The 12,245-nt window shown below is 55.3% G+C and carries 16 protein-coding genes; 11 read left to right on the forward strand and 5 right to left on the reverse strand.

Features of this window, described 5'->3' with window-relative positions; translation table 11 throughout:
* Positions 1 to 51 precede the first annotated feature (51 nt).
* The 9 genes from thpR (at position 52) to panD (ending at position 7,136) form a co-directional block, all read left to right on the forward strand.
* Entirely contained in the window at positions 52 to 585 is a 534-nt protein-coding gene (thpR, locus tag EH164_RS18315) for an RNA 2',3'-cyclic phosphodiesterase (RefSeq protein WP_124969729.1), read from the forward strand.
* Between the two features lie 44 nt (positions 586 to 629).
* Entirely contained in the window at positions 630 to 1,334 is a 705-nt protein-coding gene (sfsA, locus tag EH164_RS18320; RefSeq protein WP_124969732.1) for a DNA/RNA nuclease SfsA, read from the forward strand.
* A 172-nt stretch (positions 1,335 to 1,506) separates the two neighbouring features.
* Positions 1,507 to 1,962 carry an RNA polymerase-binding protein DksA gene (gene dksA / locus EH164_RS18330; protein ID WP_007373199.1) on the forward strand — a complete coding sequence of 152 codons (456 nt, stop codon included), beginning with the start codon at positions 1,507 to 1,509 and terminating at the stop codon, positions 1,960 to 1,962.
* A 90-nt stretch (positions 1,963 to 2,052) separates the two neighbouring features.
* The gene (gluQRS, locus tag EH164_RS18335; protein ID WP_124971571.1) at positions 2,053 to 2,949 is read left to right on the forward strand and encodes a tRNA glutamyl-Q(34) synthetase GluQRS; all 897 of its coding nucleotides are present in this window, start codon (positions 2,053 to 2,055) and stop codon (positions 2,947 to 2,949) included.
* 58 nt (positions 2,950 to 3,007) lie between these two features.
* The gene (pcnB, locus tag EH164_RS18340; protein ID WP_206430707.1) at positions 3,008 to 4,405 is read left to right on the forward strand and encodes a polynucleotide adenylyltransferase PcnB; all 1,398 of its coding nucleotides are present in this window, start codon (positions 3,008 to 3,010) and stop codon (positions 4,403 to 4,405) included.
* On the forward strand, positions 4,402 to 4,881 hold the full coding sequence (gene folK / locus EH164_RS18345) for a 2-amino-4-hydroxy-6-hydroxymethyldihydropteridine diphosphokinase (protein ID WP_124969738.1): 480 nt from the start codon (positions 4,402 to 4,404) through the stop codon (positions 4,879 to 4,881). Before pcnB ends, folK begins: the two co-directional genes overlap by 4 nt.
* Before the next feature lie 108 nt (positions 4,882 to 4,989).
* Entirely contained in the window at positions 4,990 to 5,781 is a 792-nt protein-coding gene (panB, locus tag EH164_RS18350; protein WP_124969741.1) for a 3-methyl-2-oxobutanoate hydroxymethyltransferase, read from the forward strand.
* Between the two features lie 11 nt (positions 5,782 to 5,792).
* Positions 5,793 to 6,650: a pantoate--beta-alanine ligase gene (gene panC / locus EH164_RS18355; protein ID WP_124969744.1), complete on the forward strand. Its 858-nt coding sequence runs from the start codon at positions 5,793 to 5,795 to the stop codon at positions 6,648 to 6,650.
* Between the two features lie 105 nt (positions 6,651 to 6,755).
* The gene (gene panD, locus EH164_RS18360; protein ID WP_023480241.1) at positions 6,756 to 7,136 is read left to right on the forward strand and encodes an aspartate 1-decarboxylase; all 381 of its coding nucleotides are present in this window, start codon (positions 6,756 to 6,758) and stop codon (positions 7,134 to 7,136) included.
* Positions 7,137 to 7,140: 4 nt separating this feature from the next.
* Here the strand turns inward: panD and EH164_RS18365 are convergent, their stop codons facing one another.
* Together EH164_RS18365 and EH164_RS22620 are read right to left on the reverse strand one after the other, a co-directional pair.
* Complete coding sequence (locus tag EH164_RS18365) at positions 7,141 to 8,385, reverse strand: polysaccharide deacetylase family protein (RefSeq protein ID WP_023480477.1); 1,245 nt, start codon at positions 8,383 to 8,385, stop codon at positions 7,141 to 7,143.
* Between the two features lie 81 nt (positions 8,386 to 8,466).
* A complete protein-coding gene (locus tag EH164_RS22620) occupies positions 8,467 to 8,631 on the reverse strand; it encodes a hypothetical protein (protein ID WP_164483627.1) in 165 nt (54 codons plus the stop codon).
* Between the two features lie 151 nt (positions 8,632 to 8,782).
* On the opposite strand from EH164_RS22620, the gene EH164_RS18370 reads away from it, so the two are divergent.
* Entirely contained in the window at positions 8,783 to 9,112 is a 330-nt protein-coding gene (locus EH164_RS18370; protein WP_124969747.1) for a hypothetical protein, read from the forward strand.
* Between the two features lie 81 nt (positions 9,113 to 9,193).
* Here the strand turns inward: EH164_RS18370 and EH164_RS18375 are convergent, their stop codons facing one another.
* Entirely contained in the window at positions 9,194 to 9,964 is a 771-nt protein-coding gene (locus tag EH164_RS18375) for an ABC transporter permease (RefSeq protein ID WP_034813337.1), read from the reverse strand.
* A complete protein-coding gene (locus tag EH164_RS18380) occupies positions 9,961 to 10,887 on the reverse strand; it encodes an ABC transporter ATP-binding protein (protein ID WP_023480271.1) in 927 nt (308 codons plus the stop codon). The genes EH164_RS18375 and EH164_RS18380 overlap by 4 nt, the downstream gene beginning before the upstream one ends.
* A 107-nt stretch (positions 10,888 to 10,994) precedes the next feature.
* Between EH164_RS18380 and can the strand changes: the two genes are divergently transcribed.
* Positions 10,995 to 11,657 carry a carbonate dehydratase gene (can, locus tag EH164_RS18385; RefSeq protein ID WP_023480421.1) on the forward strand — a complete coding sequence of 221 codons (663 nt, stop codon included), beginning with the start codon at positions 10,995 to 10,997 and terminating at the stop codon, positions 11,655 to 11,657.
* 26 nt (positions 11,658 to 11,683) lie between these two features.
* Here the strand turns inward: can and hpt are convergent, their stop codons facing one another.
* The gene (gene hpt / locus EH164_RS18390) at positions 11,684 to 12,220 is read right to left on the reverse strand and encodes a hypoxanthine phosphoribosyltransferase (protein WP_124969750.1); all 537 of its coding nucleotides are present in this window, start codon (positions 12,218 to 12,220) and stop codon (positions 11,684 to 11,686) included.
* Positions 12,221 to 12,245 lie beyond the last annotated feature (25 nt).

Raw genomic sequence — 12,245 nt, forward strand, 5'->3', positions numbered from 1 at the left:
AAGAGGAGCAGCAGTATACCATCCCCACATATTCTTGACCTCGAGCACACTATGCCCGCATCAAAAAGGCTCTTTTTTGCCATCGAACTGCCCGCCGATATCCAGCAGCAACTTGTGCAGTGGCGCGCGCAGCACTTCGCGCCGGAAGCGGGACGGCCAATTGCCGCCGCCAATTTACATCTGACACTGGCCTTTCTGGGCGATATCAGCGCCGAGAAACAGAAGGCGCTGGAGACGCTGGCCGGGCGCATTCGCCAGCCGGGCTTTACGCTGACGCTGGATGATGCCGGGCAGTGGCTGCGCTCGCGCGTGGTGTGGCTCGGTTCGCGCCAGCCGCCGCGCGGATTACTGCAACTGGCGGATATGCTGCGCGCGCAGGCAGCACGCAGCGGCTGCTATCAAAGCCCGCAGCCTTTTCACCCGCACATCACGCTGCTGCGCGACGCCAGCCACGCGGTTTCGCTCCCGCCGCCGGGTTTTCGCTGGTCTTTTCCGGTCACGGAGTTTGCGCTCTACGAGTCGCAGTTTCTCAACGGGCGTACCCGTTACACCGCCCTGAAGCGCTGGTCCCTTAGCGGGGAGTAATCATTTCGGCGCGTCCTGAGCCACGAACATATTAAGGAAGAGATATGGAATTCACCCCGCCGCTACAATCCGCCACGCTGGTGACGCGCTATAAACGCTTTCTGGCGGATGTGGTGACGCCCGAAGGCGAAACCCTGACGCTGCACTGCCCGAATACCGGCGCGATGACCGGTTGCGCGACGCCTGGCGATCGGGTCTGGTATTCCACCTCAACAAATCTGAAGCGTAAATATGCCCACACCTGGGAATTAACTGAAACGCAACAGGGCGCATTTATTTGCGTTAATACTCAGCGGGCAAATATGTTAACGAAAGAGGCGATTATCGCTGAGCGCCTGCCTGAGTTAACGGGATATAGCGTGCTGAAAAGCGAAGTGAAATATGGTGCGGAGCGCAGCAGAATTGATTTTCTGTTACAGGCGGAGGATCGCCGCAACTGCTATATTGAAGTGAAATCGGTCACGCTCGCCGAGCAGCAGTCAGGCTATTTCCCGGATGCGGTCACACTGCGCGGGCAGAAGCATTTACGGGAGTTGATGAGCGTTGCGGCCAATGGTGACCGTGCGGTGATCTTGTTTGCCATTCTGCACTCCGCCGTTGAACATTTCGCACCCGCGCGCCATATTGATGGGGAATACGCACGATTATTGAGTGAAGCGCAACAAAATGGGGTGGAAGTTATTGCTTATAAAGCGGAACTTTCTGCCGATAATATGAGTCTTAGCTTGCCGCTACCGTTCTCGCTTTAAGGCAAGCGCCTGACGAATAAGTGATTTGGTCGCGTGCGCAAATACGCTTTTCTTCACAGGGTTGTCAAGTGTTACGTATGGATATTTGCCATCCGTAAAAGCATCTGCTATTTATAGCGGCCTGATTTTTCCCCCGTACGGGGATCGATAGTGCGTGTTAAGGAGAAGCAACATGCAAGAAGGGCAAAACCGTAAAACATCGTCCCTGAGTATTCTCGCCATCGCTGGGGTGGAGCCGTATCAAGAGAAACCGGGCGAAGAGTATATGAACGAAGCCCAGCTGGCGCACTTCAAGCGGATTCTTGAAGCCTGGCGCAATCAACTTAGGGATGAAGTCGATCGCACCGTTACGCACATGCAGGACGAAGCGGCTAACTTCCCGGACCCGGTTGACCGTGCTGCTCAGGAAGAGGAGTTCAGCCTCGAACTGCGTAACCGCGATCGCGAGCGCAAGCTGATTAAGAAGATCGAAAAAACGCTGAAAAAAGTAGAAGACGAAGATTTCGGTTTCTGCGAATCCTGCGGCGTTGAAATTGGTATCCGTCGTCTGGAAGCGCGTCCGACTGCCGACCTGTGCATCGACTGCAAAACCCTGGCGGAAATCCGCGAAAAACAGATGGCGGGCTAACCCCCGGCATTCCCCAAGACGCCCCGCAAATGCGGGGCGTCTCTTATGCGGCGGCGAACGCGCCCGCCCTGTACTTTTTTGCCTGTCGATATGCCTGAATCACACTATATCGGGCGCTTTGCGCCATCCCCATCCGGTGAACTGCATTTTGGTTCGTTAATTGCCGCCCTCGGCAGCTATCTGCAAGCCCGTGCTCAGCGTGGTATCTGGCGCGTGCGGATTGAAGATATCGATCCTCCCCGCGAAGTGCCCGGTGCGGCAAAGACGATTTTGCGTCAGCTGGAACACTACGGCCTGCACTGGGACGGTGAGGTACTGTGGCAATCCCGGCGACATGAAGCTTACCGGGAAGTGCTGGCGCGGCTGCACCGTGAAGGGCTGAGCTACTTCTGCACCTGCACGCGGGCGCGCATTCAAAGCGTGGGCGGTTTCTATGATGGCCACTGCCGCACCCTCAATCATGGCCCGGCAAACGCCGCGGTCCGCCTGCTGCAACGCCAGCCGGTGCTGGAGTTTACCGACCGCCTGCGCGGGCGCATCGTCGCCGAAGAGAAACTGGCACGCGAAGATTTTATTATTCACCGCCGCGATGGATTATTTGCTTATAACCTCGCCGTGGTGGTCGATGACCATTTTCAGGGTGTGACGGAGATCGTACGCGGGGCAGATTTGATTGTGCCAACGGTGCGGCACCTCTCCCTTTATCAACAATTAGGCTGGCCGACACCCGAGTATGTTCATCTGCCATTAGCCCTTAATGAACAAGGGGATAAGCTCTCCAAGCAGAACCATGCGCCTGCCCTGCCGGAGGGCGATCCGCGTCCCGTGTTGATCCGTGCTTTACAATTTATGAACCAGGATGTAACAAAAGAGTGGCAGGATCTCTCGCTGGAGACTCTGCTGGAAAAGGCGGTGGCGAACTGGTCGCTTTCACGCGTACCTGTAACAGGCGATGCGAATACAGCATTCTCAAATGCTTCGCGCTGAGCTATGATTAGCCGCTATTTTTTTGTCCCGATGACGTCTGACACTACCGAGGTGTACTATTTTTACCCGAGTCGCTAATTTTTGCCGCAAGGTGCTAAGCCGCGAAGAGAGCATGGCCGTTGAGGCAATGGCCAAACCGCAGATGGCGGTTATCCCGCGTGAGCAGCACGCTATTTCCCGCAAAGATATCAGCGAAAATGCGCTCAAAGTGCTCTATCGTCTGAATAAAGCGGGCTATGAAGCTTACCTGGTAGGCGGCGGTGTGCGCGACTTGTTGCTGGGCAAAAAACCAAAAGATTTTGATGTCACCACCAACGCCACGCCGGATCAGGTGCGCAAGCTGTTCCGCAACTGCCGCCTGGTGGGTCGCCGTTTCCGCCTCGCACACGTGATGTTCGGGCCGGAGATTATCGAAGTGGCGACCTTCCGTGGTCATCATGACGATCAACAAACCGATCGCACCATCTCCCAGCGCGGCCAGAACGGCATGCTGCTGCGCGACAATATCTTCGGCTCAATTGAAGAAGATGCCCAGCGTCGTGACTTCACCATTAACAGCCTCTATTACAGCGTTGCCGACTTTACCGTACGTGATTACGTCGGCGGCATGCGCGATCTGCAAGAGGGCACCATCCGCCTGATCGGCAACCCGGAAACCCGCTACCGCGAAGATCCGGTGCGCATGCTGCGCGCGGTGCGTTTCGCCGCCAAGCTGGGCATGCAGATCAGCGAAGAGACCGCCGAGCCGATCCCGCGTCTGGCAACCTTAATTAACGACGTGCCGCCGGCGCGTCTGTTTGAAGAGTCCCTGAAGCTGTTGCAGGCCGGTTACGGTTACGAAACCTACCAGCTGCTGCGCGAATATGGCCTCTTCCAGCCGCTCTTTCCGATTATCACCCGCTGCTTTACCGAGCGCGGCGACAGCCCGATGGAGCGCATTATTGCCCAGGTGCTGAAGAACACCGATAACCGCATTCACAACGATATGCGCGTTAACCCGGCGTTTCTGTTTGCCGCCATGTTCTGGTATCCGCTGCTGGAGAACGCGCAGCGTATCACCCAGGAGGGCGGGCTGGCTTACTACGACGCCTTCGCACTGGCGATGAACGACGTGCTCGACGAAGCGTGCCGCTCGCTGGCGATCCCGAAACGCATCACTACGCTGGTTCGTGATATCTGGCAGTTGCAGCTGCGTATGTCCCGTCGCCAGGGCAAACGCGCCTGGAAACTGATGGAGCATCCGAAGTTCCGCGCCTCATACGATCTGCTGGCACTGCGCGCCGAGGCGGAAAACAACGCTGAACTGCAACGCCTGACAAAATGGTGGGGCGAGTTCCAGGTCTCTGCACCGCCAGCGCAAAAACATATGCTTGATGATTTAGGTGAAGAGCCGGCCGAGCGCCGTCGTCATCGCCGTCCGCGTAAACGCGCTCCGCGCCGTGAGGGCAGTGCGTGACGCTGGCCTTTATCGCGCTGGGCAGCAATCTCGCCTCGCCGCTCGATCAAGTGAACGCCGCGATAGCCGCGCTGGGGGAGATCCCCGACAGCCGGATCGTGGCGTGCTCCTCGCTTTACCGCACTCCCCCGCTCGGTCCGCCGGATCAGCCTGACTATCTCAACGCCGCCGTGGCGCTGGAAACAACGCTTGCGCCGGAGATCCTGCTCGATCATACGCAGCGTATTGAGTTGCAACAGGGGCGCGTGCGTAAAGCCGAGCGCTGGGGGCCGCGCACCCTCGACCTCGATATTATGCTGTTTGGCGAGATGACGGTGCAGACCGCGCGCCTGACCATTCCCCACTACGACATGAAAAACCGCGGCTTTATGCTGTGGCCGCTGTTTGAGATCGCGCCGGACCTGCATTTCCCCGATGGCGAATCATTACAGGCCGTGCTGACGCGGCTGAACGCGCCAAAACCTCACGCCTGGTAACCCCGCCTGAAAAGGTGACCTGCATCAACGGGTTGCCTAAAGTCATTGCCCCCCTGAATGTTGCTGCTTAGAATGCGCCAGATTCGCCTTCGACTATCAGGAAACGCTATGAAACCGACGACCCTCTCGTGGCTGCTGAAATGTAAGCAGGAGAAGCGCCGCTTCGCCACCATCACCGCCTATGACTACAGCTTCGCCAAACTCTTTGCCGAAGAGGGGATCAACGTGATGCTGGTCGGCGATTCGTTAGGCATGACGGTACAAGGGCACGACTCTACACTGCCGGTGACGGTAGCCGACATTGCTTATCACACCCAGGCGGTTCGCCGCGGCGCACCCGCCTGCCTGCTGCTCGCCGATCTGCCGTTTATGGCCTACGCCACCCCTGAACAGGCGTTTGAGAACGCGGCTGCGGTGATGCGCGCCGGTGCCAATATGGTGAAAATCGAAGGCGGCCGCTGGCTGGCACCGACGGTGAAAATGCTCACCGAACGCGCGGTGCCGGTGTGCGGACACCTCGGTTTAACCCCGCAATCGGTCAACATATTCGGCGGTTATAAAGTGCAGGGACGCGGCGATGCAGCGCAGGGCCTGTATGAGGATGCGCTGGCGCTGGAAGCGGCAGGCGCGCAGCTGCTGGTGCTGGAGTGTGTGCCGGTTGCACTGGCGCAACGCATTACTGAGGCGTTAACCATTCCGGTGATTGGTATTGGCGCAGGCAATGTGACCGACGGACAGATTCTGGTGATGCATGACGCCTTCGGCATTACCGGTGGACATATTCCAAAATTTGCCAAAAATTTCCTCAATGAAGCAGGCGACATGCGTGCCGCGGTCAGGCAGTATGTGGCTGAAGTCGAGTCCGGAGCCTATCCGGGCGAAGAGCACAGTTTCCATTAAGGAGCCTTGTTGTGTTGATTATTGAAACCCTGCCGCTACTGCGCCAGCATATTCGCCGCCTGCGTCAGGAAGGAAAACGCATTGCGCTGGTGCCGACCATGGGCAACCTGCACGATGGTCATATGAAGCTGGTTGAGGAAGCGAAACTGCGCGCCGATGTGGTGGTGGTAAGCATCTTTGTGAACCCGATGCAGTTTGACCGCCAGGATGACCTGGTGCGCTACCCACGCACCTTGCAGGAAGATTGCGAAAAGCTGAACAAACGCAAAGTCGATTTCGTCTTTGCCCCCGCGCCTGCGGATATCTACCCGCAGGGTACGGAAGGCCAGACCTACGTTGACGTTCCGGGCATCTCGACGATGCTGGAAGGTGCCAGCCGTCCCGGTCATTTCCGCGGCGTCTCCACCATCGTCAGCAAGCTGTTTAACCTGGTCCAGCCCGACATCGCCTGCTTCGGCGAGAAGGATTACCAGCAGTTGCAGCTGATCCGCAAAATGGTGGCGGATATGGGCTACGACATTGAGATTGTCGGTGTACCAACCGTGCGGGCGAAAGATGGCCTGGCGCTCAGCTCGCGTAACGGCTACCTCACCGCTGACCAGCGTAAAATCGCGCCGGGAATGAGCAAAGTGATGAACGCCATCGCTGATAAATTACAGGCGGGCGAGCGCGATATCGAAGAGTTGGTGGCGCTGGCGGAGCAGCAGGTTAACGAAGCCGGTTTCCGCGCTGATGATATTCAGATCCGCGATGCGGACACGCTGCTTGAAGTGACAGAGAGCAGCGAGCGCGCGGTGATTCTGATGGCGGCATGGCTCGGCCAGGCGCGGCTTATCGACAACAAAGTGGTTGAATTGACCCAGAAATAATCTGGCAGAACGCTGCGCCGGTTAAGGCGCGGCAACAACAGACGGGGTTAAGCAGGGAGCCGTCTCCCCGTTTCGGCTTTACTCTCAGTAACGAAGGTTCAACTTATGATTCGCACTATGCTGCAAGGCAAGCTCCACCGCGTCAAAGTGACGCAGGCCGACCTGCATTACGAAGGCTCCTGCGCCATCGACCAGGATTTCCTGGAAGCGGCCGGTATCCTTGAATACGAAGCCATTGATATCTACAACGTCACCAACGGTAAGCGCTTCTCTACTTATGCGATTGCCGGTGAGCGCGGCTCGCGCATTATCTCCGTTAACGGCGCGGCGGCGCACTGTGCGGATGTCGGCGATATTCTGATTATCGCCAGCTACGTCACCATGCCTGATGACGTGGCCCGCAGCTGGCAGCCGAAAGTGGCCTATTTTGACGGCGACAACGAGATGAAACGCACCGCGAAAGCCGTGCCGGTTCAGGTTGCCTGATGCCCTACCCCTGCGGCTGATTGCTGATCAGCCGCGACATCGTTTCCAGCGAGTCCGTCCGTAAGATATAGAGCCGTTTTAACAAGAACGGATTATCCCCCGGCTTCACCTTCCCGCGCACCGTGGTTACCGCCATATGGAAACCGGCATCATTTGCCGCTTTCACCGCTTTATCGTCATAACCGCCAAACGGGTAAGAGAGATAGAGCACATGCGGGTTGAACTGCGCCAGCGCGCGGCGCGAACGTTTAAAATCAAACAGAATGTTGTGATAGCTGCGGCTAAAAAGGATCGGATGGCGCGCATCGTCGACCCGGTGCAGGAAGTGGGTGTGTGACTGCACATCAAACACGTCACGAATGCCGTTAAGTTCCGACACGCTCATAAATTGCAGCGATTTTGGGTCCCACTTCTGCGGCTTTAGCTTGATGCGCGACGAGATAATAAACGCCGTCGCTTTAAAACCATACTGGCGCAGGATCGGGTAGGCGTAGCGGCTGACGGACTTCAGCCCATCATCAAAAGTGATCACCACCGCGCGGGCAGGCAGGTTCATGCGGTTACGCACATACCCTTCCAGCTGGTACATCGACAGCGTGGCGTAACCCTGGTCGCGCAGCCACGTCATCTGGTTGGTAAAGGCACGAACCGAAGTGGTAGTGGAAGTGTGGCGAAAGCGGGTGTTCTCTTCGTCATGCAAAATGTGGTGGTAGGTCAGCACCGGCAGGCCGTTATCTTCCTGCGCATCGAGGCTGCTGACCCACGCCAGCCGGTTGCCAATGCGGATCTGAAACCAGGTCTGGTTCAGGCGATCCTTGAGCTTATCGATAATCGGGTAGCGCAGGTTTTGCGCCAGCGTGCCGAACTGCGGGCTGGTTTTATCCGGCGCGTTGTAGAGCGGCGTATCCTGCCAGGTGATGAGATTCTGGTTGCTAAGCGGCTTATTGAGATCCCCGAGGCTATCCTGTACGCGCTTGTTGCCCGTTACCGTGCCGAGATGGCCTTTATCAATAAACCCCGAGCCAAAGCCGAAGCGAAAGGCATAGTAATCCTCCTCGCCCGGCACCACGCCGATAATCTGCCCGGCGCGAATATTGCCGACGGTAATCACCTTATCGCCCACCTGCGCCCAGATGTCGGCATCTTCGGTAGTTTGCAGATAACGTGCAGGAACAGCTTGTTCGCTGATAATGGCGGCAGAGGCGCTGCCGGCCAGCAACAGAAAGAGAAAGGCAATCAAACGAGACATGAGACGAACCGCGTTAGGAAAGTGGCGTGATTGTAACAAAACCTGAGGGATTTAATGGCTTTGTTTAGGTCAAAAAGTGGGCTAACTCTGCGGATTGCTTTTTGGAGCAGGGGGCGTCAGGTTCGGAATAGATGATTCCGCTCGTTCAGACATTTCAGCAATCAAATTATTTTGCTGGATAAACTGACCAATAGCCTGTGTCTTAAATTCAGCGGTGATGCGTTTTGCACCAGCCAGTAAAGCCATAGCAAAAACCAAAGGCAGATTTATATACCGGGAAAGTGAAATTAAAAGCGACAAGGCAATATAATCAGCTGCTTCCTGAATTTTGTATTAACGCTTTCTTGGTGTATTTTCACTCTGCAATTGCACCTTAATAATGGACTAAGGAAATATCATGAACATGGATAAAGCTATTATTCTCGCTCTGCTTTTAAGTTTTTCATGCGTTTCAGGCGCGGCTTTCGCGGCTCAATGCCCGGCAAAAGGAAGCATAACGTCAACGGGAGTGGAAACGGACAGTGATGGGATTTCAAGCATGGTTTATTGCTCTCCATCAGCCACTAACTGTAAATGGAAAGGATTCGATCCGATGGCCATCATTGGCAGTAAAGTAAAAGAACTCTTAAATGCGATGAATCAGCCCACACGAAATAATGGACTCACTTATTGTGATTACCGATTAGAATCGGGCGATCAAATAAGAATGTCTTTAAAACACAATTAATTGCTGTTCATGCATAACAATAAGATCGCCGAAGCGATCTTATTGTTTTTTAGAATAATGCTGAAAACAGCCGGATTACCGTTAGCTACGCAGCCCGCGCCCGCGCTGAATCAAATACCAGCAGGTCAGATAAAAACCGAGGATAAAGACCACCAGCACGCCGACCGTGGTGACCAGCGGCACATCGCTGATCCCGAGGAAGCCGAAGCGGAAACCGCTGATCATATAGACGATCGGATTCAGGTGTGACAGCGCCTGCCAGAATGGTGGCAGTAGCGTCAGGGAGTAGAAGACGCCGCCGAGATAGGTCAGCGGGGTCAACACAAAGGTCGGGATCAGGCTGATATCGTCAAAGGTTTTGGCGAACACCGCATTCAGCAGACCGGCCAGCGAGAAGAGCACTGCGGTAAGCAGCAGCGTCAGCCCGACAAACAGCCATGAGTGCACCTGGAAAGGCACGAAGAAGAGCGATACCGCCGTTACCAGCACGCCAACGCACAGGCCGCGCGCCACGCCGCCGCCAACATAGCCGACGATAATCACATGCGTCGGCACCGGTGCCACCAGCAACTCTTCAATGTTGCGCTGGAACTTGGCGCTAAAGAAGGAGGAGGCGACGTTGGCATAGCCGTTGGTGATCACCGCCATCATGATCAGACCCGGAACGATAAACTGCATATAGGTGAAGCCGTGCATTTCACCGATACGCGAACCGATCAGGTTGCCGAAAATAATAAAGTAGAGGGTCATGGTGATCACCGGCGGCACCAGTGTCTGCACCCAGATACGCATAAAACGCTGGATCTCTTTGTACCAGATACTCTTCAGCGCCACCCAATAAAGCTGCATCATGCGCCCTCTCCTTTCCTGTCATGCACCAACGTAACGAACAGCTCTTCAAGGCGATTGGCTTTGTTACGCATACTTAATACCTGGATCCCCTGCGCGCTCAGTTGGCTAAAGACGCTGTTGATCCCCTGCTCGCGCAGCACTTCCACTTCGAGCGTTGACGTATCTACCAGTCGATATTGATACCCTTCCAGCTTCGGCAGCGCGCTTTTCGCCGCTAAATCGAGGATAAAGGTCTCCGATTTAAGCTTGGAGAGCAGCGACTTCATTGAGGTGTTCTCCACCAGTTCGCCATGCTGGATGATGCCGATATTGCGGCACAGCATCTCCGCCTCTTCCAGATAGTGGGTGGTGAGAATAATGGTGGTGCCTTTGTCGTTCAGATCTTTCAAAAAGCCCCACATTGAACGGCGAAGTTCGATGTCGACACCTGCCGTTGGCTCATCAAGGATCAGCAGTTTTGGCTCGTGCATCAGCGCGCGGGCAATCATCAAACGGCGCTTCATACCGCCGGAGAGCATGCGCGCACGTTCATTGCGTTTTCCCCACAAATCAAGCTGGTTGAGGTACTTTTCGCTGCGCACTAAGGCATCTTTACGATCGACACCGTAGTAGCCCGCCTGGTTGACGACAATCTGCTGTACGGTTTCAAACGGGTTGAAGTTGAACTCCTGCGGCACCAGCCCAAGCTGGCGTTTGGCGTTCACTACATCTTTTTCCAGGTCATAGCCAAAGACGCTGACCCGGCCAGAGGTTTTGTTCACCAGCGAGCTGATAATGCCGATGGTGGTCGACTTGCCCGCGCCGTTCGGCCCAAGCAGGGCGTAGAAGTCTCCCGCCTCGACTTGCAGATCGATTCCGCGCAGCGCCTGAACGCCGCCCGGATAGGTTTTTTTAAGCTGCTCAAGCTCCAGTGCAATGGTCATGAATTATCACTTACCTATTTTCTTACACTCGATGTGTGGTTTTAAAAGAGAAAGAGTTGACCTATATTAGGCCTCGCACTTATTTTGCTTACAGGTCGCAAAGCGCTATGAAAGACATAGATACACTCATCAGCAACAACGCACTATGGTCAAAAATGCTGGTCGAGGAAGATCCAGGATTTTTTGCAACGCTGGCGCAGGCACAAAAGCCGCGCTTTCTGTGGATTGGCTGTTCAGACTCACGCGTTCCGGCTGAGCGCCTGACTGGCCTTGAACCCGGCGAGCTGTTTGTTCACCGTAACGTGGCCAACCTGGTCATCCATACCGACTTGAACTGCCTCTCCGTTGTGCAATACGCCGTTGATGTGCTGGAAGTTGAACACATCATCATCTGCGGCCACTACGGCTGCGGCGGCGTTCAGGCTGCGGTTGAAAACCCGGAACTGGGTCTTATCAACAACTGGCTGCTGCACATTCGCGACATCTGGTTTAAACATAGCTCGCTGCTCGGCGAAATGCCGCCAGAACGTCGTCTCGATACGCTTTGCGAATTGAACGTCATGGAGCAGGTTTATAACCTTGGCCACTCAACGATTATGCAATCCGCCTGGAAACGCGGCCAGAACGTGACCATTCACGGCTGGGCTTACGGCATCCATGATGGCCTGCTGCGCGATCTGGAAGTGACTGCCACCAACCGCGAAACGCTGGAACAGCGTTACCGCACGGGTGTACAGAACATCAGCCAGAAGCACATTAATCATAAATAACAATCGGGGCCGTCGGCCCCGATTTTTTATTCGTCCAGCATTACCACTTTGCCGACATAGGGCAAATGGCGATAGCGCTGAGCGTAGTCAATTCCGTAACCCACCACAAACTCATCCGGAATCGAAAAACCGACATACTCGACGGTGACATCTACTTCGCGTCGGGACGGCTTATCCAGCAGGGTGCAGATCGCCAGCGATTTCGGCTGGCGCAGGCTCAGGATCTCGCGCACTTTCGACAGCGTGTTGCCAGAATCGATAATGTCTTCAACAATCAATACATCTTTGCCGCGAATATCTTCATCCAGATCTTTGAGGATTTTCACATCGCGGGTCGATGACATGCCGCTGCCGTAGCTGGAGGCGGTCATAAAATCGACTTCATGGGAGACCTGCACTTCACGGCAGAGATCGGCCATAAACATAAACGAGCCGCGCAGCAGCCCCACCAGCACCATCTCGCTGCCGCTATCTTTGTAACGTTCAGTGATTTGACGACCCAGTTCGGCGACGCGTGCTTTGATCTCCGCTTCCGGGATCATCACTTCAACTTTGTGTTTCATATTAACTAACCATATGATTTTAGAA

Origin of the sequence: Kosakonia sp. CCTCC M2018092 (assembly GCF_003864115.1) — a bacterium.
GTDB lineage: Bacteria > Pseudomonadota > Gammaproteobacteria > Enterobacterales > Enterobacteriaceae > Kosakonia > Kosakonia cowanii.

Bases quoted from the DNA above. Each gene is read 5' to 3' on its own strand.
- thpR (WP_124969729.1), top strand. From the start codon at position 52: ATGCCCGCATCAAAAAGGCTCTTTTTTGCCATCGAACTGCCCGCCGAT.
- sfsA (WP_124969732.1), top strand. From the start codon at position 630: ATGGAATTCACCCCGCCGCTACAATCCGCCACGCTGGTGACGCGCTAT.
- dksA (WP_007373199.1), top strand. From the start codon at position 1,507: ATGCAAGAAGGGCAAAACCGTAAAACATCGTCCCTGAGTATTCTCGCC.
- gluQRS (WP_124971571.1), top strand. From the start codon at position 2,053: ATGCCTGAATCACACTATATCGGGCGCTTTGCGCCATCCCCATCCGGT.
- panB (WP_124969741.1), top strand. From the start codon at position 4,990: ATGAAACCGACGACCCTCTCGTGGCTGCTGAAATGTAAGCAGGAGAAG.
- panD (WP_023480241.1), top strand. From the start codon at position 6,756: ATGATTCGCACTATGCTGCAAGGCAAGCTCCACCGCGTCAAAGTGACG.
- EH164_RS18365 (WP_023480477.1), bottom strand. From the start codon at position 8,385: ATGTCTCGTTTGATTGCCTTTCTCTTTCTGTTGCTGGCCGGCAGCGCC.
- EH164_RS22620 (WP_164483627.1), bottom strand. From the start codon at position 8,631: ATGGCTTTACTGGCTGGTGCAAAACGCATCACCGCTGAATTTAAGACA.
- EH164_RS18370 (WP_124969747.1), top strand. From the start codon at position 8,783: ATGAACATGGATAAAGCTATTATTCTCGCTCTGCTTTTAAGTTTTTCA.
- EH164_RS18375 (WP_034813337.1), bottom strand. From the start codon at position 9,964: ATGATGCAGCTTTATTGGGTGGCGCTGAAGAGTATCTGGTACAAAGAG.
- EH164_RS18380 (WP_023480271.1), bottom strand. From the start codon at position 10,887: ATGACCATTGCACTGGAGCTTGAGCAGCTTAAAAAAACCTATCCGGGC.
- can (WP_023480421.1), top strand. From the start codon at position 10,995: ATGAAAGACATAGATACACTCATCAGCAACAACGCACTATGGTCAAAA.
- hpt (WP_124969750.1), bottom strand. From the start codon at position 12,220: ATGAAACACAAAGTTGAAGTGATGATCCCGGAAGCGGAGATCAAAGCA.